The 24208-nt window shown below is 49.2% G+C and carries 22 protein-coding genes; 17 read left to right on the top strand and 5 right to left on the bottom strand.

Annotated features, from left to right (window positions below; all coding sequences use genetic code 11):
• Positions 1-266: 266 nt before the first annotated feature.
• From H8S75_RS13160 to H8S75_RS13210, 11 genes are all read left to right on the top strand, one after another.
• Positions 267-650 carry a heavy-metal-associated domain-containing protein gene (locus H8S75_RS13160; protein WP_187022019.1) on the top strand — a complete coding sequence of 128 codons (384 nt, stop codon included), beginning with the start codon at positions 267-269 and terminating at the stop codon, positions 648-650.
• Between the two features lie 33 nt (positions 651-683).
• The gene (locus H8S75_RS13165) at positions 684-1157 is read left to right on the top strand and encodes a MarR family winged helix-turn-helix transcriptional regulator (protein ID WP_187022020.1); all 474 of its coding nucleotides are present in this window, start codon (positions 684-686) and stop codon (positions 1155-1157) included.
• Positions 1111-1593, top strand: a complete 483-nt coding sequence (locus tag H8S75_RS13170; RefSeq protein ID WP_432764185.1) for a metal-dependent transcriptional regulator — start codon at positions 1111-1113, stop codon at positions 1591-1593. Before H8S75_RS13165 ends, H8S75_RS13170 begins: the two co-directional genes overlap by 47 nt.
• A 117-nt stretch (positions 1594-1710) precedes the next feature.
• Positions 1711-3273: a sensor domain-containing diguanylate cyclase gene (locus H8S75_RS13175; protein ID WP_187022021.1), complete on the top strand. Its 1563-nt coding sequence runs from the start codon at positions 1711-1713 to the stop codon at positions 3271-3273.
• 4 nt (positions 3274-3277) lie between these two features.
• Positions 3278-4600 (top strand): nucleotidyl cyclase domain-containing protein, encoded by a 1323-nt coding sequence (locus tag H8S75_RS13180; protein ID WP_187022022.1) that lies wholly within the window; start codon positions 3278-3280, stop codon positions 4598-4600.
• Positions 4601-4626: 26 nt separating this feature from the next.
• The gene (locus H8S75_RS13185) at positions 4627-5844 is read left to right on the top strand and encodes a hypothetical protein (protein ID WP_187022023.1); all 1218 of its coding nucleotides are present in this window, start codon (positions 4627-4629) and stop codon (positions 5842-5844) included.
• A gap of 66 nt (positions 5845-5910) precedes the next feature.
• On the top strand, positions 5911-6270 hold the full coding sequence (locus H8S75_RS13190; RefSeq protein ID WP_187022209.1) for a molecular chaperone Hsp90: 360 nt from the start codon (positions 5911-5913) through the stop codon (positions 6268-6270).
• 95 nt (positions 6271-6365) lie between these two features.
• Positions 6366-7865 carry an RtcB family protein gene (locus H8S75_RS13195; protein WP_187022024.1) on the top strand — a complete coding sequence of 500 codons (1500 nt, stop codon included), beginning with the start codon at positions 6366-6368 and terminating at the stop codon, positions 7863-7865.
• A gap of 16 nt (positions 7866-7881) precedes the next feature.
• On the top strand, positions 7882-8688 hold the full coding sequence (locus H8S75_RS13200; RefSeq protein WP_349768919.1) for a class I SAM-dependent methyltransferase: 807 nt from the start codon (positions 7882-7884) through the stop codon (positions 8686-8688).
• A gap of 62 nt (positions 8689-8750) precedes the next feature.
• Entirely contained in the window at positions 8751-9374 is a 624-nt protein-coding gene (locus H8S75_RS13205; RefSeq protein ID WP_187022025.1) for a DUF4317 family protein, read from the top strand.
• An 88-nt stretch (positions 9375-9462) separates the two neighbouring features.
• A complete protein-coding gene (locus tag H8S75_RS13210) occupies positions 9463-9654 on the top strand; it encodes a hypothetical protein (protein WP_187022026.1) in 192 nt (63 codons plus the stop codon).
• Positions 9655-10172: 518 nt separating this feature from the next.
• On the opposite strand, the gene H8S75_RS13215 is transcribed toward H8S75_RS13210, so the two are convergent.
• The gene (locus tag H8S75_RS13215; protein ID WP_243270260.1) at positions 10173-11336 is read right to left on the bottom strand and encodes an alpha/beta hydrolase family protein; all 1164 of its coding nucleotides are present in this window, start codon (positions 11334-11336) and stop codon (positions 10173-10175) included.
• Positions 11337-11459: 123 nt separating this feature from the next.
• Between H8S75_RS13215 and H8S75_RS13220 the strand changes: the two genes are divergently transcribed.
• Positions 11460-12101, top strand: a complete 642-nt coding sequence (locus tag H8S75_RS13220) for a TetR/AcrR family transcriptional regulator (protein WP_187022027.1) — start codon at positions 11460-11462, stop codon at positions 12099-12101.
• 38 nt (positions 12102-12139) lie between these two features.
• Positions 12140-12295, top strand: coding sequence for a hypothetical protein (locus H8S75_RS13225; RefSeq protein WP_187022028.1), 156 nt, complete (start codon positions 12140-12142; stop codon positions 12293-12295).
• On the opposite strand, the gene H8S75_RS13230 is transcribed toward H8S75_RS13225, so the two are convergent.
• A complete protein-coding gene (locus tag H8S75_RS13230; protein WP_187022029.1) occupies positions 12290-12682 on the bottom strand; it encodes an alpha/beta fold hydrolase in 393 nt (130 codons plus the stop codon). The two genes, H8S75_RS13225 and H8S75_RS13230, sit on opposite strands and share 6 nt — an antisense overlap.
• Positions 12683-12969: 287 nt before the next feature.
• Between H8S75_RS13230 and H8S75_RS13235 the strand changes: the two genes are divergently transcribed.
• From H8S75_RS13235 to H8S75_RS13250, 4 genes are all read left to right on the top strand, one after another.
• Positions 12970-13725: a tRNA lysidine(34) synthetase gene (locus tag H8S75_RS13235; protein ID WP_187022030.1), complete on the top strand. Its 756-nt coding sequence runs from the start codon at positions 12970-12972 to the stop codon at positions 13723-13725.
• 21 nt (positions 13726-13746) lie between these two features.
• The gene (locus H8S75_RS13240; protein WP_187022031.1) at positions 13747-14799 is read left to right on the top strand and encodes a tyrosine-type recombinase/integrase; all 1053 of its coding nucleotides are present in this window, start codon (positions 13747-13749) and stop codon (positions 14797-14799) included.
• A 608-nt stretch (positions 14800-15407) separates the two neighbouring features.
• Positions 15408-16691: a GTPase HflX gene (hflX, locus tag H8S75_RS13245; RefSeq protein WP_187022032.1), complete on the top strand. Its 1284-nt coding sequence runs from the start codon at positions 15408-15410 to the stop codon at positions 16689-16691.
• 101 nt (positions 16692-16792) lie between these two features.
• Positions 16793-17917 carry a hypothetical protein gene (locus H8S75_RS13250; protein WP_187022033.1) on the top strand — a complete coding sequence of 375 codons (1125 nt, stop codon included), beginning with the start codon at positions 16793-16795 and terminating at the stop codon, positions 17915-17917.
• Positions 17918-18073: 156 nt separating this feature from the next.
• Here H8S75_RS13250 and H8S75_RS13255 read toward each other — a convergent pair whose 3' ends face one another.
• From H8S75_RS13255 to H8S75_RS13265, 3 genes are read right to left on the bottom strand one after another with little or no spacing between them, the layout of a single operon-like run.
• On the bottom strand, positions 18074-19147 hold the full coding sequence (locus H8S75_RS13255) for an aldo/keto reductase (protein WP_187022034.1): 1074 nt from the start codon (positions 19145-19147) through the stop codon (positions 18074-18076).
• On the bottom strand, positions 19144-23232 hold the full coding sequence (locus tag H8S75_RS13260) for a leucine-rich repeat domain-containing protein (protein WP_187022035.1): 4089 nt from the start codon (positions 23230-23232) through the stop codon (positions 19144-19146). Before H8S75_RS13260 ends, H8S75_RS13255 begins: the two co-directional genes overlap by 4 nt.
• Complete coding sequence (locus H8S75_RS13265) at positions 23229-24191, bottom strand: tRNA dihydrouridine synthase (RefSeq protein ID WP_187022036.1); 963 nt, start codon at positions 24189-24191, stop codon at positions 23229-23231. Before H8S75_RS13265 ends, H8S75_RS13260 begins: the two co-directional genes overlap by 4 nt.
• Positions 24192-24208 lie beyond the last annotated feature (17 nt).

Here is a 24208-nt window from a genome sequence, read left to right on the forward strand (position 1 = left end):
TGGAACCTCCAATAAAATTAGTGAATTTCTCCGCGGCGCGCCATCGGCCGTGAGGAGTTCTGTCTCGTATTGTAGCATAAGGAAACCTTTCTTGCGAGAGCAAAATGCAGTAAAATTATAAAAACAGGGGGCCGGCTGCCTCCTGTTTTCAATTGCTGCAGCAATTGAAAAGGTACCTTCATTTTCTCCTTGACATTTTACAAAGGTACCTTTATAATACAAAAAGAAGGTACCTTAGCATTTGACTGTTGAAAGGAGGGAGTACCATGTCAACAATAATAATCGGTCTGCTTTTATTTGCAATGGCGGTCTGTGCGCTGAGACTTTCTGCCTTGCGTCTGGCAGGTGGCTGCTGCGGCGGGTCCGGTCAGCCGTACATTCCTAAAGTGAAGGTTCGGGACCGTAATCGGTTCCATTATCCATACCATACGAGTTTAAAAGTATCCGGAATGTCGTCCGGCAACAACGCGGTCTGTGTGGAGAATGCGTTAAACAGCATGGAGGGAATATGGGCAAAGGTGAATCTGCTTAATGAAAAGGTCAGCATTTATATGAAACAGGAGGTGGACGAGGCGGCGCTTCGGATTGTCCTCAAGGACGCGGGCTATGCAGTCAGCAGGGAAACGGAATATGGAGCAGCGGAGCTTTGATCAAACGAAGACAGGGATGAGAGGAGAAAGACGATGAAACAGAATGCGCACGAACTGATGGAGCGGTTAATGCGGATGCAGTGGCTGCTCAACCGGTATTTTCACCGGAATTTAAGAGATCGCGGCGTTCCCTACAGCGGGCAGGGAAGGGTGCTCAAGGTATTGAAGATGAAACCGGAGATTCCCCAGAAGGAGCTGTCGGAGATTCTGGGAATGAGACCTCAGTCCATTGGGGAACTGCTGTCCAAGCTGGAGAAGAAGGGCTTTATCACGCGGACGCCGTCACCGAATGACAGACGGGTTATAATCGTTCACTTGACGGAGAAGGGGGCCGGCGCAGAGGAGAGCGAGAACAGCCAGCCCGGTCCCGACGATATCTTTGGCTGCCTTTCCGAGGAAGAGCAGAGTACATTTAAGGAGTATTTAGACCGCATGATTGACGATCTGGAGGAACGCTGCGGTGAATGCGGCGAACGGAGACGGCGCGATCGGTTCTTTCGCGGCTGACAGTTTATTTTGCAGTTACCATTTTACTTTTCATACCAATATTGAACAGGAGGCAGATATTCCTATGGCACTGACGATGTCACGTGAAAATTATTTGAAGATTATTTATATCCTGAAGAAGGCGAACGGGGAGGTCCGGTCCATTGATATTGCAAATTATATGGAGCTGTCAAAACCCAGTGTCTGCGCGGCGGTGAAGCAGCTGCAGGCGCAGGGCTACATTACAAAGGATGGGAACGGGATCATCGATCTTACGGAGAGCGGCAGAGCGGAGGCCGAAGAGGTGTTTGAGAGACACTGTTTCTTCGAGGAAAAGCTGATTGCCGTCGGCGTTTCCCCGGAGCAGGCGCATGCAGATGCCGCCAGGCTGGAGCACGCAGTCAGCAATGAGAGTTTTCAAGCTCTGAAAAAGGCAGGCCTGCCCGCAGGCAGCTAAATATGCACAATGAGACATAGAAAATATGCACAATGAAATTAAAATAGTGTCATACCATGGTTTCTGTGCTATACTGGTCATGTGTCAATTTACTTACGATTATTAGGAGATAGCTGCATGAAGAGAGATGTCATACGAAAGAACAGTCAGGAGGCTGAGCTCTTTCCCTTCGCGCCGATTCGCAGACGCTTTCTCATATTCTGTATTGTATGTGTCCTGGCGGTTATGTTCAGCGGCGCATATCTTACGGTCCGAAGGATGAGGCAATCCGCGGAGGCCGCGTATCAAAGCGCTTCTGCACAGATATCGCAGAAGGTAGGGGAGTCCATAAAGCTGCTGACTTCACTGGCGGCGCTGCCGGAATTTTATGATCCGGACGTTCCGTGGGAGTCTAAGACGGAGAAGCTTGATGAGATCAATCGATATTTTGGGTATATGTTCATCTGCTATGTGGATGAGGACATCGAGGTCTATACTCTGGGAGAGGAAGCCGCCAGCCTGGCCAGCCGTGAATATATGCAGACGCTTTATTCGACCAGGGAGATTCAGGTGACGGATGGCTTCGTCGCAGGGGCGGATGGCAAGACTTTGAATTATACGGTGGCGGTGCCTCTGATTCAGGATGACATTATGACCGGCAGTCTGTTCTGCTCCATCTATTTTGACGATACAGTTAATCTGTTAAAGCAGTCCGCAGCGGCCAATGGGACAGAGGCTGTCCTGATCGGTTCCAAGGGCCAGATTATGTCATCCACCAGCGGCCTGGCGTTTGGCGCGTCCTATACGGAAATTTTACGTGAGTATAAACTGATTGGACTCACGACGGACAAGCTGGAGACGCTGCTGCTGGCAAGGGATTCCGGTTCTTTCAGAAGCACGAAATCGGGAAATTCGCAATATACCGTGTTTGGGCCGGTTGAGAATACAAATTGGGATATACTTGTAACTGTCGATTTCCTGTCGCTGTTTTCTGCGGAACTGCCATTCCTTCTGCTGGCTGCGCTGTTTCAGCTACTCATTACGCTGATTCTGTATCTGTTCGTTAAAAAGCATATTTTCGGTCAGATGGCGATCACGGAAAAGCTTCTGACCTCGATACATAAAATGGAGAAAAAGCTGTACAGCAATGCAATCGCTCCGGAGAGCGTTGACTATGAGGATATTCTCAAGATGTCCAGCAAGGGGCTGCGGGATGAACTTACAGGCCTCGCGACCAGGACATTTTTCCTGAATCAGCTGGAAAAGCTGCTGCGGGATGGAAACGCTTCCGGAAAGCTGTCTCTCTGCTTTGTAGATCTGGACGATTTGAAGCTGCTGAATGACACGTATGGCCATGAGGCCGGAGATTCCGCGCTGAAGAAGATCGGCTTCATCCTGCGCGGATATGAAAAGAAATATGAGGGCGTTGTAGGCAGGTACGGCGGTGATGAATTTATTCTGATCCTTAAGGATATCGACAGCGTGGAAGAACTGAATGATGTTTTGAGCGAGCTTGTCGAACGGCTGCATTTTACCATTACTGTAAACGGGACGGAGATTCCTGTCCACTGCAGCATGGGAGCGTGTGTCTGGAATCGGAAGGATACATTAAAGACCCTGATTTCAAAGGCGGATAAGGCCCTGTACGATGTGAAACGCCATGGAAAAGGAACGTACTCCCTTTTCCTGAATGGAGAATAATACTATGTTTTTCAAAGACAAAAGAAAGTGGATTCCATTTGGTATCCTGATTGTGCTTGTGATTGGTACTGCCGTGCTGGTACGGAGTGAGATTCAGTCTGCCTCCGTTCAGAAACGGCAGAAGGAGGCGCAGACAACGCTCAGCTTCTTCTATGAAAATCTGTCCGTAAACTTTGAAAGGCTCAATTATGCGAAGCAGCTGTCTTATACCGATCCATACCTTGACAAGGATTTAAAGCTGTTTGAGCAGGTGTCTTTAAGGCTGCTGGCGGAATATTCCGCCATTGAGGCGATCGCTTACTTTGAAGGGGATACGTTGACGGCGGTATATCCGAAGGAGGAATACGGGCAAGTTGTGGGAAAAGAACTTCGGGAGTTTTCCTACAGCTATACTCTGGCAAAAGTGATAAAAGACGGCGTGATAGAGGGACCGGAGCAGCTGGGAGTCAATCAAAAGGACGTATTCCTTTTTCTTTATCCCGTGATTGAGGAAAATGAGTATAAGGGAGAAATCGCGGCGGCCCTCGACCGGGACTACGTGATCTCACAGATGGGACTCGGCTTTCTGGAGGATGCAGGTTATGATTACGAGCTGTGGAGAGTCAATTCCATGGGGGAGAATAAGAACGTAATCGCCGTATCTGACTCGTCGATTGATTTTTCCGATGCAGTGAAATTTACGTTCAGTCTTCCGGCTGTATGGACGCTCAGTATCATACCCAAGGAAGGCTGGTTTTCTGTAAAACAACGTGCGGCCGCCAATGTCTGCTGCGGTGCGGCTGCGCTTCTCGTCATAGCGCTGGTTATGCTTGCGTGGCGGATCACGGAGCAGAAACGGGAGCTCTACAAAGCTGGCTATACAGAGCCGGACAGCGGTCTGTACACCGTCGAAGGCTTCTGCGATTTCGTTGACCGCCGGATTGGGAGAAGGCCGCAGACCAGTCTCTGTGTGCTCTATGTCCGGCTGTCCAATTTCCGCAGGCTGTCCGGAGCGGCCAGCAGGGAGGAAGTGCTTGCCTACCTTGGCCGGATCCGCGGGAGCATTGGGGAGAATTTTCCTGCCGAAACGCTGGCCGCAAGGCTGGGCGAGGAGGTTATTGCGATCGCTCTGTTTGAAGACAGGGAGAGTGGGGCCGCTGAGGAGATGATCGAGGAGTTTGTTCTGCAGCTGTTCTGGAAGCGGAGCATGAATGGTAAAAAGGAATTCGTGAATCCGGAATTCTGCACGGTGTCTTATCCGGCTGACGGCTCCCATGCGGCTGAGCTTCTAAGGCATGCGGCGGAACGTTTTGAGAGGGAATTTAAAGAGAAAGAACAGATGGTGTGAAGAGAACATACCTGAGAGGAAAACACATGAGAAAAAGGACTGACAGATGGAGGGCAGCAGCGGCCTGTATCGCTCTTTGCGGCGTGCTGACTGCCTGTGGACAGAAGGAAAAGGCACAGGACTTAAAGGAACCGGAAATCACAGCGGAATCGTCAGAGGGCGAAAACGGCGGCGGAAGCGGAAAAGAACCTGAGATTACGATCGAGAACGGGGGCAAAGAGCAGCAGGCAGAAGGTACCCAGGGAGCGGATTCTTCCGGCGCCGAGGAGCATGAATACAGGATCATCAGGGACCAGACGTTTGAGGCGAACTTAAATCCTTTGGGAAAGGTGACATTTGTCTCCTATGAACCGGAGGCAGGGGAGAATTCCACCGCAGATGCATGGTTCGAGCTGAAGGACGGCGATCGGACTGTCACAGTTCTGGATGGCGTATATAAGGATAATAACCGTGAAAAGGAACGGTTTCAAAAGGTGGAGGCGGTGTCCTTCCCCGACTATAACAGCGACGGTTTCAACGATATTATAATCATATGCAGCTATTTACCGTTGTCCGGGACAGAGGCCGGCCGTTCCGAGGTGAGAATCTACAGCGGAAGTGAAAGCGGAGCATTTACCCTGGAAAAGGGGCTGTCGGAGGCAGCCGATTCTGCACTTGCGGAGAAGACGGTTCAATCCGTACTTGGATTTCTGGGAGCGGGAAGGAAGAATGAAGCGTCAGCCGGATGGAAGCAGACGTACATCGATTATCTTCAGGCCCAGGACGGAGAAGAGTGGGTTGGATATCAGCTGATCTATCTCAATGACGACGACATACCAGAATTTGTAAAGATCGGTAACAGTGAGGCGGTGGGCTGTATGATTGCCGCTTACGCCGGCGGCTCTGTCGTTGAAAACCAGCTGAACCGGCTGTATTTCAGCTATATTGAGAAGGGAAACCTTCTCTGCAATTCTGAGGGAAATATGGACAGCTACTATGACCTGGTATACACCATGGCAGACGGTCAGTTATCCCTGGTCGCCAGCGGTTACTATGGGGCAAAGGACAATTCAAAGCTTGAATTCGACGAAAACGGGGATGTGGTCTACCAGTATGAATGGAACGGCACGCTGATGTCCCGTGAAGAATACAGCCAGGCATTAAACGCAGTCTATGATACCTCGAAGGCCAGGGATGGGTATGTGTGGGAGCAGTATCTTTCCAGAGAGCAGGCCATTCAGAAAATCAGCGAAATGCAGCAGTGACATTGCAAAGATGGAATGACTGTGGTAAAATATAGAAAAATTCTGTAAGAAAGAGGGGCGTCAATGATGAATAAAAACGTATTGGATTATGTTGTTGAGAAAACAAACGATTTAATAGGTGCATCGACATGCAGTGAAGAGACAAGGGCAGCGGCCCAGGCCTGGCTCGATGCGGTTGGAACTGACCGGGAAGCGGAAGAAAACAGAAAGTATGTGGAGGAACTGGAAGCGGATATTATGCCGATTGACAGCCTGATCGGTTTTGCAGAATCCGAGCACGGTGCTCAGGTCTTCGGAGTGGATAAGGCGAAGGATGTCGCGGCTCATGCAAGAGAGATCAAAGCAGCCGGAGCAAAGTACTGTGATTGTCCGGCCTGTGCGGCAGTAGAGGCAATTCTGGATAAGAAGGATATTCTTCTGGGCTAGGAGAAACGAAGAAACGGAATACTTAACAGGGCATCGGTCAGTAATGACCGGTGCCTTTTACCACATGAACAATACAGGTTTAGAAAGCGGATTGTATGGAGCTTAAATTAGAATTTGACAGCCAGTCCTGCGGTGTGTCTCTCTTCCTTCCGGAAGGAACAAAACCGGATAAAAAAGCCGTGGATGAGCTGAGAAGTATGATGCAGATGGAACGTTCCGTGGAGCGTATGAAGGCGGAGGGAGGCTTTTTTGAGAATCCGGACAGCTCAGTGAGAAGGGCCGCTGTGACTCCGGATTTTCACAAGGGCGCAGGCATTCCCATCGGCACGGTACTGATGACGGAGGGATTTGTCATTCCCCAGGCTATGGGCAATGACATTAACTGCGGGATGCGGCTGTATACCACGGATTTGAAGGAGGAAGAACTGGAATGCAGCCTGTCCTCCTTGCTGCCGGAGGTCCGCCGCATCTTTTTTGAAGGCGGCCGCGGTATTGTTATGAATGGAATTCAGAGGGAAGCCATGCTGAAAGATGGCCTTACTGGCCTGCTTGAGACCTTAGGAGAGGCGGTTGGAAAAGGAATATGGAGATTTTACAACCGGGAAGAACAGGAAAAGGAACTGGAGTACACCGCATTTCGCGGAAGCCTGAAGGCCGGCGATACGGAAGGCTTGGGAGATTTTACCGGAGATCCCCATACCCTGTCCTATGACGATCAGATCGGCTCCATAGGAGGCGGAAATCATTTCGTGGAAATGCAGCGCGTGGCAGAGATCTATGACGGGCAGACCGCCAACGCCTGGGGAATCAGGAAGGGAGCGGTCCTTATTATGATACATACCGGTTCTCTGACGATCGGCCATCAGAGCGGCAGGATCAACCAGATAATAACGAAGGGACTGTACCCGAAAAGCATTCCCCATCCGGACAATGGGATATACCTATTGCCGGAAAGAGGCGGAATGGACAGGGAATGGCGCCGTTTCCGCGATACGACCCGCAATGCCGCCAATTTTGGATTTGCCAACCGGCTGTTTCTGGGGCTGATGCTTCAGAACGCCGTTGAAAATACGGTGCGCGCCTTTGAGATGAAGCTTCTGTACGACTCGCCCCATAATTTTATCTGGGAGAGAGAGGCAGAAGGCCGGAAGTATTACATTCACAGAAAGGGCGCCTGTTCGGCCAGAGGCATGGAAGAGATGGAGGGAACCCCCTTCGCCTATTACGGGGAACCGGTGATGATTCCAGGTTCCATGGGAAGCTCCAGCTATCTCCTCAGAGGTATGGGGAATCCGGATGCGCTGTGGAGTGCAAGCCATGGGGCGGGCCGGAGGCTGTCCAGAGGGGAAGCGATCCATGGCAGCGATGAGGAATTCCAGGAGTTTATGAAGAAATTTCACATTGTAACGCCCATCGATCCAAACAGGAGCGATTTGAAGGGGCGGAGCGATATCCTGAAGAAATGGGAGGAATCCATACGGTCTGAGGCTCCCTACGCTTATAAGGATATCGACCAGGTGGTGAAGGTCCATGAGGACCACGATATGGCCGGGCTGGTGGCAAGAATGGAGCCGTTGTTTACGGTAAAGGCATAAGGCAGGAGGAACCTCTGTGGGCAGGGATAAGGATATGAGTAAGGATATGGGGATGAATATGGGACTGGATGTGAGCGAAAGCATTCGCAGGACGAAGCAGGGCTTTGAGGAAAGCTTCCATGAGGACAGCTTTTATAATCAGCAGACGCGTGATGAGGAACAGCTGAATCGTCTGTTGGACTGTCTGAACGTGGAAAACGGGATGAAGATTTTGGATCTGGGAACGGGGACCGGCTATCTGGCATTTCCCATTGCAGAACGGTTTCCTCATGCGGAAGTGACCGGGCTGGATATTGTTCTGCAGGCACTGCACAGAAACCGGCAGGAAGCGGAACGCAGAGGAAGGAAGAATCTGCAGTTTATCAGCTATGATGGTCTGGAATTCCCGTTTGCGGACCGGTCCTTTGATTGGGTGGTGAGCCGCTATGCTCTGCATCACTTTCCGGCGATCAACGGCACGTTTCAGGAGATCAGCCGGGTATTAAAGCCCGGAGGCCAGCTCTTAATCTCGGATCCTGCGCCCAATGACTGCGACGGGGACCGGTTTGTGGATGCGTATATGCAGATGAAGAAAGACGGTCATATCAGGTTTTATACGAAAAATGAGTGGATAGAGATCGGAAAAGCGACTGGGCTTGCGTATACCGGGGGCTTTGAAACAAAGATCCGTTTTCCGAAGAAGAGGGAGACCGCCGTGGGATTCAATGAGATTGTGAACAGATTTGAAAGCGAAGTGGTCAGAAGTTACGAGGTAGAGATCACGGCTGACGAGATTTGGATTACAGAGAGAGTCAACAATCTCTTATTTCAGAAGAAGTGTTAAAGTGACAGAAGAACGAACAGAAAAAAACGGCAGAAAGACATTGGAAAGGTAATAGACAGATCATGATAAACAGAGAAGATATGCTGGAACTGACAAGGCGTATGACCCTTGCAAGAACATCCTTCACGAGGATCGCGGGCTGTTATGTGGACAGGGACGGAGATTTTGAGGGGAGTTTCAATACGAATTTTCTGAAAATATCCGCGCCGGAGAGGACGAAAAAACTGAAGCTGGCAAAGGAAATCCCTTTTTCTGCGACAAATGTTAATCTGAAGAAGTATGAGTTTCCCCAGAGCATGCGAAAGCCGGGAAGTATGTGGCAGCTGCTTATGGCCATGAATGAGTGCGGATTAAAGAACGATGCCCTGATGGACACCTTTTACGACCTGGTCATGGAAAAATACCATAAAAATGCGGCATACGCGATTCTGGTCTTTCATGACCGTTACGATATCCCGGCAAAGGGGTCTGACGGGGAACGGCAGTGGGAGTCGGAGGAAGTGTTTGAATATATGATCTGCGCCATCTGCCCGATGACCGGGGAATATGAGCCGGGAAAACCGGAATGCGGTTTCCTGTTCCCCGCATTTACGGACAGGAGCGGCGATCAGAACCATATTAATATCTACCAGGCGGATGCTGACCGGCCTCACAGGGAGCTGCTGGAGATATTGGGGTTGGGATGAGGGTTGAAACTGCCATTTTAGAATGATGTTAAGGAGTTGGGGAAACTATGTGGGGCGTATGTCTCGATTTTGGAGCCTTGCAGATTGATTGATTCAGATTGTCATACAGTATGAGGCCACTGATGCAGCAAGCTATGAGAATGGAAAAGTGACCATTCTTGCCCCTGCGACGAATCTTACCATAGATGCAGATAAGATTAAGCGGTTGGAGGAAGTGCCGGGTCATCTCTACGGAGAACCGGTTTCTCCCAGGAACCGTTCGGAAGTGAGATTAGATTAGAAAAGACCATATTTTCAGAGGGCTAAGCAGTTCGGAGTATGAGAAAAGGGATCGATTGATGCAGGGAAAAGCAGGTATGATAAGTGCCTGCTTTTTAAGACTGCAAAAGTGGCGTTAGAGAAAGGCGGGAGCTTAAAATATGGAATGGTATGAGAAAATGAAAAAGTGTCTTTTTGTCAATGATTTCAGGAAATATCTGCTGAACTTTTTAGCGAACAGGGCAGAAATTACCGGGCAAAGCAATTAGACTTGGTGATTTCCCTTGATGGGGATGCAAAGGAATACGAATGCTTAAAGAACACAGAATTTGAGAAATAGGTATCCAGTCTTTGCTGGCTATCTGGCCTATTTCGAGCAAAATTTAAAGGAGAGCACCAAAATAGTCCGGTTAAATTCTTTTGGAGGCGAGGAAGAGGTGTGGTATATGGTGCCCGTTGAGTCTTATGTATTTTGATATCCGTGGGGGAAATCATATGATGAAAGTATGGTAAATCCTATCGGTGAGGGGGCCGTCATGCTTAGTCTGACTGCTCATTTGTTCCATTCAGCACATCTTGAATTAAAATCTCTATAAAGCGGTCAGATTCTTCCCACAGAGGACTGTGTGCAGAATTGTGAAATGTGTAGAACCCTTTCAGCGGCGCATTTACGGCATCAAAATACTTTTTCTGTAAAGAGTAGCAGCAGGTATAATCATAGATTCCGCTAAAGAAATAAACTGGAATCTTAAGACACGGCACCTCGGCAAAAGTGTTAAATTGCATACGGTCAGTGCCGACCGGTGAAGAAGCGGTAAACTGTTTCCCGCGCCAGATATTGATTCTTTCCAGCGGTGTATAAACTTTGCACCGCAGGCTGGGCAAAAAAATGCCTGTGATAACTGAGTCCATCGTATGGGTTGTTCCCACACCAAGATCGTGCATGCTACGGTCCCGCAGGGGAGACAGACAGTAATCACTATACGCGCGATCAGAGGAAGCAATGGGATACTTTTCAAATTCACGGATCATTTTTTGATTGTTCATCTGACGGTATTGATTGAGCATAAACTGGTACGCAATTATCTCGGATTCTGACTGATCTGCAATCTGAGACATAGCAAGATAGGCGTGATAGGATTCGGGGTGTTTTAATGCCGCCTGAATCCCGATAAAAGTGCCAAAGGAATGCCCCATAAGATAGATTTTTTCTTGTGAGAACCGATTTTTCAGATATTCTGTGACTGCGGCCGTATCGGATAAATACCGTTCAGTTGTCAGGGAAGCAGCATCTATATTGGAATTATAAGAAATTGACGTCCCTCGATATTCTAAGTAACATACCACAAACTCATCGGCTAGTTTGGATGGCTTCTGGTATTCCAAAAGGTATTCCGGAATGCCGGGGCCGCCGCCGAGAAAAAGCAGTACCGGGTTTGATTTGTTCTTTCCGGTTATGAGCAGTCCAATTTCTGTTCCGTCCACATCAATAAATATCTTTTCTGAAATGCTGTCGGGAATAACAGTGCCATTATCATCATAAAAGAGCGGAATTTTCCCCAGACTTGGCGGCAGAATAGTCCAGAATAGAACGACAGCACATAGTATCATAATCCACACAGTCTTTTTTCTCCTCTCTATTTTCTTTGGGATTTTTCGTGATTTCATGTTAATCTCCTGAATTTGATATAAAAAATGAACCATAGTTCACTTTTGTATTATACGCCTTCCATCACTTTCTGTCAATAAATACTGAATCGGAGTTCACTTTCTTTCTATATAATGGTATACTAATGGTGTTCTATATCTTTGACAGGAGGAAAGAAAATGGAGACAGGGCGAAAGGTACAGCAGCGTACGATAGAGAGTAAGAAAAAACTTTTGGATTCAGCCTACGGCCTTTTTGCTGAAAAGGGGTATTACAATACCAATACAAAAGAGATTGTCCGCTGCGCGGGTATTTCGATTGGTAACTTTTATAATTATTATCAGAATAAAGGAGATATTTACTGCGCTCTGTTGGAGGACTACTGCAGCAGTTCCTGCAAGGCGATGCAGGATTTGCTTGACCACCTGATTCGGTTTGATAACCGGGACTTTTGCAGGGAATTTCTGATGGCTTATTTAAAACAATTACTTGAACGGTTTGATAGTACGGATAAGTTTTTTGAGGATTCTGTTGTGATCGCCAAAGAGAATACACGGGTACAATCGATTCTATCGAAAACAGAGGAACGCTTGATTGCTATGACAGAACTTTTTTTGACACAACGGTATCCGGATAAACAGGAGGACTTTTATATCAGAGCCAGAATGATTTACATGATTACCGATCGGCTAGCGAAAGACATTCTTTGCGTCGGCACCGAACAGCAAAAGGAGAACTATATCTGTTTGTTTGCAGACGAGATTATCCGTTATGCTTTTGATCTGCAGGTACCTGGAGCGGAGTTTCAGGTGGTTTGTTAAATAGCAGGCCAGGGTGAAGTGAGATCAAACAGATTGCATTGGCAGTCATCGCGATGATCATCGGTATCGTCCTGACATCCTGCCGTTCCAGCACTCTTATTTTAACCGAAGAAGACTGTGGAATCCGGAATGAACATATGGCGATACCGATTGATATCCCGCAGTTATATCAGACCCTGGACCGATGGCTATAGATGGCTCTCTAAAAACGCAACGCATGCCTGCTCCAACTGCATCAGTCCCGGCTCTTCTATGGGAAAATGCCCAGCGCCTTCCAGTATGATCGTGTGCTTTTCGCATGCCAGACGTTGATAGAAGAGAAGACTATACTTTAAATCAGTCCAATGATCTTCGGCGGGATGAACCAGAAGAAAGGGACAGGATTTGAAATCTTCGGGTTCAGTTTTTAAAACCGGATTCAGCATGGTGTGGATGAAGGCCAGGGATACCCTGGCTCCAGAAGATTGATTCACTGGATAAACGATGGAATAAAAGAGAGCCCGGAGGAGATGGCGAAGGTGATCAGCAGTATCATGCCGAAGATTTGAACTTACAAGCGCTATAGGAACCAAGTGCTGCATGTATCATAATTTCCCTAATATTTATTATACCCATATAATGAATATTTCTGTTTAACATACCAGCCCCTTGAGTGTATTTAGTAATAGCCAGCAGAAGCGGTGATGGCGGCAGTGATTAAAAAGAGTTATAGATAGTGAAAAATTATTTTCACGCATAGTTGAAAACCAATCCAAACCATGGTACGATAAAGAGAGCGATTTCCAACTATGCGCGAAACACTTCTTTAACGAATAGTTAGTGCTAAAAAGCGCCATTTTACATCAATTACATAAAGGAGCCATTTTACATGAAACTTCAACGGCTATACAGTCTCACCCGCCAGGCTATCGACTACTACCATCTGATTGAGGACGGCGACCATATCGCTGTCGGTATATCCGGAGGTAAAGACAGTCTTACTTTATTATATGCTTTACAGGGATTAAAACAATTTTATCCGAAGCAATTTGAATTATCCGCTATTACAGTAGATTTGGGCTTTGGAGATTTTGACTTATCTCCTGTTAAAGAACTCTGTGAGCGATTTTCAGTTCCTTATACGATAGTTTCTACGGAAATCGGAAAAATATTGTTCGACACACGCGAGGAATCCAATCCCTGCGCGCTCTGTGCAAAGTTACGCAAAGGCGCTTTAAATGAAGCGGCCATAAAGCTGGGCTGCAATAAAATTGCTTATGCGCATCATCGTGAGGATCTGATCGAAACCATGTTATTGTCATTAATTTATGAAGGCCGGTTTTACGCATTTTCTCCCAGTACGTATTTGGACCGTACCGGATTAACTGTGATTCGCCCGATGATTTACGTTAAGGAAGCCGATGTAATTGGCTTTAAGAACAAATACAATTTACCGGTATGTAAAAATCCGTGTCCAGTGGACGGCCATACAAAACGGGAATATGTTAAAAAATTAACGAAAACTCTGGAACGGGAAAATCCGGGTGTAAAAGATCGTCTTTTCCATGCGATTGTCGATGGAAATATTGAAGGCTGGCCGGAAATTCTCAGCAAACCCACAACGGAAGTTATAAAAGAATCATGAACGAATCAGGAGGCATCAATCATGAGTACACTCTCCTACCATCAGCAGAGAGATATTGAAAATGTAAAACATTTAAGGGAACTGATCCGGGAACTTCCGCCCTTCTGCGCCGATTTCTTTCGTGGAATCGAGCCGCGCACCTCTTCCAGGACCAGAATTGCCTATGCGTATGATTTAAAAGTATTCTTCGATTTCCTTTTAAAGGAAAACCCTGTGATTGCGAAAATGGATATGAAAGACATCAGTCTGGACCATCTCGACAATTTAAAGCTTGCGGACATGGAAGAATATATGGAGTATTTGAAATACCGTTTTAACGATAAAAATCAGGAAGTCACCAATAAAGAACGCGGAATCATGCGAAAAATTTCTTCGCTGAAGAGCTTCTATAATTATTATTACCGGAATGAACGCCTTGTAAACAATCCGGCGGCTCTGGTACAGCTCCCCAAGCTTCACGAAAAAGAGATTATTCGTCTTGACGTGGACGAAGTCGCTCTTCTGCTGGACGAGGTAGAAAAGGGAGATGCGCTCACGGAGAAACAGAAAAGCTATCACGAGAAGACGAAGCTGCGCGACCTGGCTCTGCTGACGCTGATGCTGGGGACTGGTATTCGTGTGTCGGAGTGCGTTGGCCTGGATATCGATGATATAGACTTTAAAAATGGCGGTATCCGCATTCACAGAAAAGGCGGAAAGGAAGTAACCGTTTATTTCGGCTCTGAGGTTGAAGACGCCCTTAACGATTATCTGGAAGAACGGAAAATGATCATTGCCGAGGAAGGCCACGAATCGGCCCTGTTCCTCTCTCTCCAGAGAAAGAGACTCGCCGTGCGCAGTGTGGAAAATCTGGTGAAAAAATACGCGCGGATCGTGACCCCTTTAAAGAAAATTACGCCGCATAAGCTGCGCAGCACCTATGGAACCAATCTGTATAAAGAGACAAATGACATCTATCTGGTCGCAGATGTGCTGGGACACGCCGACGTTAATACGACGAAAAAGCATTATGCGGCTCTTGAAGATGAACGCCGGCGCAGTGCACGGAATAAAGTACGGCTTCGTGAGGACTGAGAAGAAAGCAGATATAAAAGAATCACAGTAACAACACACTTTTTCTGTATATGATAAAAAAACACTTGACAGAATGATGCGAAGCCATTATGATCAAGCTAGGTAATTTCAGGAACAACAGAAAGAAAATTATAGAAATCAGAGGTCTGAGAGATTGTTTATTAGATTAAGATAGTAAAAACTGTTCGTTATAAGAGATCATGTATAAATTCCATGGCGGCACGGTACCGTATCCATTCGCAGGTACGCTTGTTTTGCATGGTTTATTTATATATGTTTATAACCGGAACAGTTTTTTGTGTCTTAGTCTGCCGATTCGGCATGGATACAATCTCTTTTTTTGTACCTGAAATTACCAATATCATGATTAGGAGGTACGCGATGATGTCAGGAATGATATGCTTTTTTATTCGGTTACGATTCAAATGTGTGAATAACAGGATGATAACCCGTTTATAATCAGGCGGTTACAGCCGCGTACTGCACAGAGCCAAATCGATCCGGCTCGCTGCCCGCGGAAATAAATTTGCCGCCTGAAGCTGCGCCGAACCCCTCTCCTTTCCAGGACGGTGAGAAATGGGAACGGCAGCAAGGAGGCTGAACAATATATGAAACAACAGAATGAAACCATAAGACCCCGCGCTCTGATGGCTGGGGTACATTTAAACGAAAACAATGATTTTGAAGTATCTATGAAAGAGCTGCACAATCTGGTGAAGGCCTGCGATATGGATCCGGTGGCCAGAGTCGATCAGAATCTCTCCTGTATTAACGCCGCTTACTATATTGGCTCGGGAAAGGTTGGCGAGATCAGGGAAGCCGTGGAGACGCTCTGCGTGGACTATGTCATTTTCAACGATACCTTATCTCCCTCCCAGCTTAAAAATTTGCAGAGGGAGATCGACGTGCCGGTGTGGGACCGGACCTACCTGATTCTGGAGATATTTTCAAGGAGAGCCAGGACCAAAGAGGCTAAAATGCAGGTGGAATCGGCCAGACTTCAGTATATGCTGCCGAGACTTATAGGACTCAGGGACTCTCTGGGGCGCCAGGGCGGAGCCAGCGGTTCCTTGAGCAACAAGGGATCCGGTGAAAAGCAGATTGAGCTGGACCGGCGAAAAATCGAGGGGCGGATCAGCGAACTGAGGCGCGAACTGGAACGGATGGAGCAGGAACGCGAAGTCCAGAGAAGAAAACGGACCCAGGGAACGTATCCGCAGGCCGCGCTGGTCGGATATACCAACGCAGGCAAATCCACGCTGTTAAACAAACTGGTGGAGCTGTCGAGCGGAAAAGAGGAAAAGATGGTTATGGCGAAGGATATGCTTTTTGCCACGCTGGACACCACCGTTCGAAAGATATCCCTGAGCGGCAGCCAGGATTTCCTGCTCTCCGATACGGTCGGTTTTATCAGCCGTCTTCCCCACAGCCTGGTCAAGGCGTTCCGCTCCACGCTGGATGAGATACGTTATGCGGATCTTCTGCTTCATGTAGTGGATTTTTCGGATGAGCATTACAAAGAACAGATAGAGGTAACAGAGGAAACGCTGAAAGAACTGGGGGCCGGTGATATTCCGAGGATCTATATTATGAACAAGGCCGATTCCGTTATGGAGGAGGAAACGCTCCCTAAAATTTCGGATAACCGGATCTATATGTCGGCGAAATACGGCATCGGAATCCCGGAACTGCTGCGTATGATGGAGCAGATTCTCTTTTCTGAATACCAGGAGGCTCAGTTCCTGATCCCTTATGAGAACGGTAATGTGGTTCACTACTTAAACAGCCGCGCCATGGTTCACAGCCGGGAATTTCAGGAAAATGGAGTCTGCCTGACAGTCAGCTGCCGGGAAGGCGACAGGGAGAAATATAAGCAGTATCTGACGAGATAAGATACTACAACTGCTGCGTTTCTACTTCCATATAACTTGATGGCACCTGCCGATTATGATATACTTTAAATAATTAATAAATCAGAAAGGCGGGAAAAATTATGAAAAAGCTACTAAAATGGGTTTTAGTCACGGTAATGATGGCCCTGCTCTGCGTTACGACCGCATTTGCGCAGACGAAGGATCAATCTCCGCTGCGCCTTGGAGGAGGCATTTACGGATCGAGTGATATCACTTGGAACCAGAACGGCTCCCAATGGACCTGTACGATCAACAGGACAGGAGAACCTTTGAAGAATTGCTGGCTTGCTGTATATGAAAAAAATGGAAAGTATGTCGAAGCCGAATGGTATCATTTCGACGAAAACGGCATCATGCAGACCGGCTGGTTCGAAGACGGCGGCTACACCTTTTATTTAAGGCCCAGCGGACGTGTGGTCAAAGGCGAAGGCGTGGAAACCATAGACGGCCGCATGTATGTATTCAGCTATCAACATTACGTCCTGAAGGACAGGAATATCACAATCGACGGCAAGAACTATACCACCGATGAGAATGGCTGTGTCATCTCTGATATCGCGGATAAGACGCTTGAGAACCCTTACCCTTCCGGGCAGGATGATCAGGTCGCCTACTTGAATGCCTACCGGAAGCAAAAGGGCGTTTCCGATTTGGTCTACGACTCTGAATTGACCGGCGTTGCGAAAAAGGCCTACGATTTCGGCGATAGCGTTTCCCTATCCGGGGGCTATTCTCTGGCCTCCGCTACCGGACACAATATCCGCCATATCGCTTATATCCGTGCAACCGCCTCCGAGGGAGGAAGCTACGTCTATTTGACGGAGGACGCTGTCGCAGCCGTACAGAATACGTGGTTTACGCGTGTAGGATATTATAAGAGCAACGGAACCATCATGATCATCATGGCAGCCTATGACCGGGAAGAAGCCATGCAGCTCTCTCCGGAAGAGGCTCAGGGTAAGTGGATCAACGAAAATGGCCGCTATAAATACAGGAGAATCGACGGCACCTTTGCCGCCAACTGCTGGGCGAAAACTCCATCAGATGGCAAGTGGTACCATTTCGATGAAAACGGATTCATGGAGACGGGGTGGTTTCAGGATAACGACGGTAAATGGTACTATCTCAGCACCGATACCGGAGAAATGGTGACAAACACGACCATTGACGGATATGTGATCGGCGCAGATGGTGTTATGCAGTAATGGGATGTTGGACGGAACTTCTCTGTTCGGCAGGCAGACCCAGTTATCCCCGCTTAAATCCTCATATAGCTTGAAAAGTACCTGATGTGCAGAATCCGTGTAACCGGTCTGCGGTATCAGGTACTTTTATTAATTGGCTCAATCTGTTTTCTTTTACTAAATCACAGAGTTTCTGATATGTATCTTTGTCAGCCTCTCGATTTGCTGCATAATCTCCGGAATACGAAGCTTGTGGGGACACTGCTTTATGCAGGACAGAATGGTACAGCTTCTGCAGGCCGCCGCGCTCTCTTCTATTCCCAGATCAAGCTTTCTGAGGGCCCAGTAATCCTTTCCCAGAAAAAAGTAGTGATACTGCCGGAAGACTGTATGAATTTCCGTTCCATGCGGGCAGGTACACCGCTGGCACCTGTCGCAGGAAATCGGCTCGTAACGTTTTCCCAGGACGGTGAGCACTCTTTGAAAATCGGGGCGTTCCGGGACCGTATCCCCGGCTGCGGCTGCGTTTACTTCTTCCACTGTCCCGAGTCCGATCAGGGCGCAGGAAACCGGATAAGTAAGAACCCCTTCAATCAGTGTCTTTACAGGGAAAAAGGAAGGCAGAATCCCGGCGGCGTATACCTTATTAACCAGAAATCCCTTTTGCCTGAAAAGCGGCTCTCTTTCGATGCGGTCCAGCATACCGCGTTCCAGAATGTTGCCGCTTCCCTGCAGCACATCGATCCGGACATCCTTTGCTCCTCTTAAGAGGATGTCGTAGTAATGGGAGGCAATGCCTGTAAAGCGAATTTTCCCCTCGGCCTTCAGTTCAGCCAGAGCATCAACGGCGCCGTACCGGCCAAAAACCTGGTCTTCGTGATCCGGATCCACCTGATGGGAAAAATAAATGTCCGGTGAAGTTCCCAGGTTCTTTGTCGATTCAAGAACAGCCTGATACATCTCATTGCCGGTATAGAACCGGGCTTTATCAGAGATGACGATCTTATCGCGGCCGATTTTTTTTGCAAATGCTCCCAGCTTCAGTTCGGCATCTCCATATTCCGGGACAATGGCCGTATCGTACAAATTGCATCCGAGTCTCCAGGCGTGCTCCATGACGGCGACAGCCCCTTCTGTATCAGGGCTGTAATAGCCTGGAAGAACCGGAACATTGCCGCTTAATATGGGAATGGTTCCAAATCCGATCTCCGATACGCGCAGACCGGTTGTTCCGAGATCTCTGTATTTCATGGCCTCTCCCTTTCTGCTTCATGATTACGGCACCAGGCAAACGCCCTTTCCCCAATCTGTTCGATCCCCTCCGGCAGCGTGATATCCGTCAGGTTATAGCAGAAGGCGAATGCCTCTTTCCCGATTCTCTTCAGTGTAGACGGGAGCACCACCCGTTTCAGCTCATGGCACCGGTAAAAGGTTCCTGGAAGAATCTCCTCAATGCCTTCCGGCAAAATGATTTCCTCCAGTGAGGTGCAGTTTTCAAATGCGCGCTCTCCCAAAGACCGGAGCATGGGCAGCTCTTCGATCCGTTTCAAACGGACGCAGCCGGAAAAAGCCATGCGGCCGATACGGGTGAGGCGGGAGGTGCCGCTCACCGTTTCCAGCCATTTACACTGTTCAAATGCGCACTCTCCGACTGCTGCGGCAGAGTCTGGCAGTGTGATGCTGGTGAGAAGGTTGCTGTCCTTTAATGCACCGCGCCCGATCTTCGTGATTCCCACCGGCAGAATTAAACGGCTTATATTTCCCGTACATTCCAGCAGCAGCCCCGAGCCGTCTGTCTTGAAGCAGTTACAGCAGTCCTCAAAAATCTGTCTTACCATGGACGGAAGCTCCTGGTCCAGTGAAGGAAGGCCCTCCAGGCAGTACTCTCTTCCATCGGCCGTAACAATGCGTTTCAGCCGGATACAGTTTCGAAACGCATGTATCTCCACCGCTGTCCGGGAGGAAGAAAATCTGATTCCGGTTAAATCAATACAGTTGGCGAAGGCCCACCCCGAAATCCGTTTGACGAAAGGGCTGATTACCACGTCGCCGGAGCAGGCGGCCGCGTCAATGATTATATTTTTCACGATAACAGGAGATGTTCCGCAGACGGCGCGCTGCTGTTCCAGCCAGGGGGTCTTGTCGAATGCCCTTGGGCCTATATACTCCACGGAATCTGGGATTGAGACTGCCTCAAGCCGTGTCTGATCCTTAAAAACGTCTTCCCCGATGGTTTTCACGCCCTCAGGTATGGCCACAAACCGGCCGCAGTTCCGGTATTCGGTTAATGCAAGCTCCTCATCGATGTTAAAACAGCTCAAGGCACTTCCGTAGATACGCCTGACGGCCTCCGGCAGCTTCCGGTCAAACAGAGTCTCATATCCCGTAAGCTGATACACTGTCTTCTCCAGTATAACCCTGCGCATGGCGGTACAACCGGAAAATGCATAGCTGGCGGGAAAATCTATGTTATGGCCGTCACGCAGTATGATTTCCTCCAGATGTCCACAGTCCTCAAAGCTATGATCGGACAAGGCGGACAACGCGGGAAGCAGCATGCTTTTTAATGCGTCACAGCGCTCAAATGCCCGTGTACCGATCCGTTCGGCCAGAGGGAAGTAAACCGCCTCCAGACTTTTGCAGCAGATGAAGGCTTCTCTCCCCATGCGGCGGAGATTTTCCATGCGGCATATATTTAAAGCCGAACAGCCGCAGAACGCACCGTCCCCCAGGAGAACCGTCTCCTCTAACGTGACTGATTCAAGACTTTGACACCAGGCAAATGCTCTGGCGCCGATTCCTGCAATCCGGCAGGAGAAAGCGGACAGGGAGATACATTTTTCGAAGGCGGAACTGCCCATCTCCTCAAGGGGGGCTGAGACATGAACCGACTTTAAATTCCGGCATCCTGCAAAGGAAGAGCTGCCAATTCTTTTTAAGCTTACTGGAAAATGGAGCGACCGGAGGCGGTCATTTCCGGCAAAGGCGTAGTCCGCGATCCCGGCAACGCCTTCCGGAATGGTCACGTCACCGCTTAAGCCTGAGCCGTCAATCAGAATACCGGAGACGATGGCGGCTCCGGGAAGCGGACCGTTTCCCATCCGCTTCTGCTCTTCCAGAAACGGCGTACCGGAAAATGCTGAGTCTCCGATCTGAAGAAATCCCCCCTCAATCCCTCTTAACTTTTCACATCCGGAAAATGCACTGGTTCCCACTACAGTACAGCGTTCCAGAGAAGGAACCTCTGTCAGTTCCCGGCAGTTTAAAAATGCGCGGGCCGACACCGAAGTCAGCTGACCGTCAGACTGTGCTGCTGAAACCGTCTGTAAGGCCGTGCAGCGGGCGAAAACGCCTTCCTCGAGGATTTTTACGCCAGGAGGGAGAAGGACCTCTGTGAGCCTGGTACAGCCGCAAAACGCATATGGTCCAATCTGCGACAGAGTCATCGGCAGGGTGATGGAGGTGAGCTCCGTGTTCCCGTAAAAAGCGCCTCCCGCAATGGCCCGAACCTCATCTCCGAGAACAACGTCACCGGAGAATCCGCTGCCGTCCAACAATATGTGACAGACCGTTTTATCAGCTGGAAGCTCCTTTAGATAGCGGCTGCCTTCAAATGCGTGTTTTCCAATGGATTCAATCGAATCCGGCAGTATGACGACGGCAAGCTTCTCACACTGGAATGCAAATTTATCTCCGACATACCGTACCCCGTCTTCAAATGTGAGCCGTCTCATCTTCCCGCACTGGGAAAATACGTCGGTTCCGCAGGAAACCGGATTACAGAATACCCGGGCATTTCGAATCCCGGAATGGGTAAATACGTTGCGCCCGATCACCTTCAGGGAAGACGGAAGCACGATATCCCGCAGGGAGAGGCACCGGTAAAAGGCCATGTCGCCCAGAACGGTCACTGTCTCTGGCAGCACAATGTCTTTTAATTTCTCACATCCGTAGAAGGCCAGTTCTCCGATCTCTTCGAGCCTGTCGGAGAAACGCACTTCGTTTAATACACGGCACCGGTTAAATACGGATGGGCAGATGCTTATAAGAGAATCCGGAAGGATGGCCCGAATCAGTTTTACGCAGTTTTCAAAGGCGGATTTTCCAATATGTCTGACTCCCTTCGGAAACTGGATGGTCTGCAGGACGAGACAGTCTGCGAATGCCTCCTCCCCGATCATCTCCACCGAATCCGGAAGGATAACCCGGTCAATGGCTTCATTGCCTGCAAAGGCCCGCTCGCCAATCACGGTAATTCCATCGGGAACGACGACCCGTTCCTCGCTTCCGCGATACCGAAGAAGCGTGGTCCCGCTGATGGAGAAATTTCCCAGTATCTGGGCGTGGATTTCCCGGACTATGGATGGAGCGCCCGTTTCATCCTGGCCGCTTAAGCCGGTAAGCTCGTATTCACTTCCGTCCGCCAGGCGGATGGTATGAAGCGTGGAGCAGTTCTTAAACGCGTCTTTGTGAATGGCCACCCGGTCGCTGGCAAATTCCACCCGTTCCAGATTGATGCAGTTTCGGAAGGCGCGGCTCCCGATTTCTGTGAGACTGGCGGGAAGCCTTACGGAAATGATTCCTTTTTTATCAAAGAAGCAGCTTTTCCCGATCGCGGTAATTCCTTCGGCCAGTTCCACGTGTTTTAAGTTCGTGAGAAAACGGGTGATGACGCCATCCTGTATCTCCATCATCCGGCAGATATCAGCGGCAATGGCGCGGACAGCCTCGGGAGCGTCGGAACCGGGCGCCATGGCGGCGACGGCATTGGCCATGTGATAGGAGGTCCCGTCGGAAAACGCGATATCCAGAAGACCGCTGCATCCGGTAAAACAGTCACAGATATGTTGAATATCAAGCTCCGGAGAGATCAGGATGCGTCGGAGCCTGACATCATTTAAAAATGTCTGAAGGCCTAAAGACCGAACCCCGGGCATATTTACAGTCTCCAGGCTGTCACAGTAAAGAAAGACGCAGTTGCCAAGCGCCTTGACGGAGGCAGGGATCGTGATGGCCGTAAGGCTGTGGCAGCGGTGAAAGGCGTAATTGCCGATGGTGTCCAGCCTGTCCGGCAGCGTGATCTCCGTCAGCTTCCGGCAGCCCTTAAAGGCGTCATCAGAGATGACCGTGACTGTATCCGGAAGAAGAATCTGCTCCAGGGAGGTACAGCCCTTAAACGCCCCTTTTCCGATGGTGTGGACGCCACTGGGAACGGCAACGGAACGGTTCCGCGTCTCACATTGTTCCAGAATTCCGTTTTTTATGACCAGGCCGTCATTGTTATCCAGTTCTGAGCCTGCGCTGCTGTTTGGGATATTTGTATCTGTTCCATTCATCTCCGGTCCGCTTCCTCCTCATAGAATATTGCTTTTAATATCTGTTTCATTTCTTCCACATTGCCGCAGTGATAGAGAAGCTGCTTGTATTTTTTCGTTCCGCTCCTCTTCTTCATGCAGTAGGAAGCCAGCTTCTTTATATAAGTCAGTGTGTAGGTCTCATCATAATGGCGGGAGGTCAGTTCCAGCTGGCCCATTAAAAGGCTGTATTTGTCTTCGGTAACACTGCGGCCGGTAAGACGGCTGAAAATGTACGGGTCCTGGAGAGCGTAACGGCCTATCATCACTCCGTCTGCGCCGGTGGCCTCCAGCATGTGCTGCGCTTCGCTGTCGGAAAAGATTCCGCCGTTGGCGATGACAGGGATGGATACGGCGGATTTTGCCTGTTCGATCTGATCGTAATACGGAGTGCCGTCATACATCATACTGCGGCTCCTCCCGTGGATAGAGACCATGTCAGCGCCGGCTTCCTCACACATCTTCGTGAATTCCGCGGCAATCAGCTCGTCCTGCCGGATGCCGACACGCGTTTTTACGGTTACCGGTTTTCCGCTTTTTTTACAGCCGCGGATGACAGCGGCCGCCCGTCTGGGATTGGCCAGAAGCGCGCTTCCCTCTCCGCTCTTAAAGATATTCGGTACCGGACATCCTATATTGATATCGATGATGTCGAAGCCGGACAGAGCCTCGCTGCAGGCGGCCCGTTCCATCACCGCAGGATCGGAGCCAAGAAGCTGCACGGCCCGAATCCGCTCTTCTCTGGTGGTGTACAAAAGCTTTTCTGTGGCTTTGTCTTTATATTTCAGCGCGTTGGCGCTGACCATTTCCGTAAAACAGAGGCCGGCTCCCAGCTCCTGACACAGCATTCGAAAGGGCCAGGAGGTGTAGCCGGCCAGGGGCGCCATCAGCACATTGGAAGGGAGAAGCAGATGGTTAAGCCTTAAAGGATTTGTGTTCATACTAATTACTCCATAGG

It is taken from the genome of Hungatella hominis, from assembly GCF_014288005.1.
Classification (GTDB): Bacteria; Bacillota; Clostridia; order Lachnospirales; family Lachnospiraceae; genus Hungatella; species Hungatella effluvii.

Excerpts from the sequence above, each read along its gene's own strand:
- H8S75_RS13160 (WP_187022019.1), top strand. The coding sequence starts at position 267 with ATGTCAACAATAATAATCGGTCTGCTTTTATTTGCAATGGCGGTCTGT.
- H8S75_RS13165 (WP_187022020.1), top strand. The coding sequence starts at position 684 with ATGAAACAGAATGCGCACGAACTGATGGAGCGGTTAATGCGGATGCAG.
- H8S75_RS13175 (WP_187022021.1), top strand. The coding sequence starts at position 1,711 with ATGAAGAGAGATGTCATACGAAAGAACAGTCAGGAGGCTGAGCTCTTT.
- H8S75_RS13180 (WP_187022022.1), top strand. The coding sequence starts at position 3,278 with ATGTTTTTCAAAGACAAAAGAAAGTGGATTCCATTTGGTATCCTGATT.
- H8S75_RS13185 (WP_187022023.1), top strand. The coding sequence starts at position 4,627 with ATGAGAAAAAGGACTGACAGATGGAGGGCAGCAGCGGCCTGTATCGCT.
- H8S75_RS13190 (WP_187022209.1), top strand. The coding sequence starts at position 5,911 with ATGAATAAAAACGTATTGGATTATGTTGTTGAGAAAACAAACGATTTA.
- H8S75_RS13195 (WP_187022024.1), top strand. The coding sequence starts at position 6,366 with ATGGAGCTTAAATTAGAATTTGACAGCCAGTCCTGCGGTGTGTCTCTC.
- H8S75_RS13205 (WP_187022025.1), top strand. The coding sequence starts at position 8,751 with ATGATAAACAGAGAAGATATGCTGGAACTGACAAGGCGTATGACCCTT.
- H8S75_RS13215 (WP_243270260.1), bottom strand. The coding sequence starts at position 11,336 with ATGGTTCATTTTTTATATCAAATTCAGGAGATTAACATGAAATCACGA.
- H8S75_RS13220 (WP_187022027.1), top strand. The coding sequence starts at position 11,460 with ATGGAGACAGGGCGAAAGGTACAGCAGCGTACGATAGAGAGTAAGAAA.
- H8S75_RS13230 (WP_187022029.1), bottom strand. The coding sequence starts at position 12,682 with ATGCAGCACTTGGTTCCTATAGCGCTTGTAAGTTCAAATCTTCGGCAT.
- H8S75_RS13235 (WP_187022030.1), top strand. The coding sequence starts at position 12,970 with ATGAAACTTCAACGGCTATACAGTCTCACCCGCCAGGCTATCGACTAC.
- H8S75_RS13240 (WP_187022031.1), top strand. The coding sequence starts at position 13,747 with ATGAGTACACTCTCCTACCATCAGCAGAGAGATATTGAAAATGTAAAA.
- hflX (WP_187022032.1), top strand. The coding sequence starts at position 15,408 with ATGAAACAACAGAATGAAACCATAAGACCCCGCGCTCTGATGGCTGGG.
- H8S75_RS13250 (WP_187022033.1), top strand. The coding sequence starts at position 16,793 with ATGAAAAAGCTACTAAAATGGGTTTTAGTCACGGTAATGATGGCCCTG.
- H8S75_RS13255 (WP_187022034.1), bottom strand. The coding sequence starts at position 19,147 with ATGAAATACAGAGATCTCGGAACAACCGGTCTGCGCGTATCGGAGATC.
- H8S75_RS13260 (WP_187022035.1), bottom strand. The coding sequence starts at position 23,232 with ATGAATGGAACAGATACAAATATCCCAAACAGCAGCGCAGGCTCAGAA.
- H8S75_RS13265 (WP_187022036.1), bottom strand. The coding sequence starts at position 24,191 with ATGAACACAAATCCTTTAAGGCTTAACCATCTGCTTCTCCCTTCCAAT.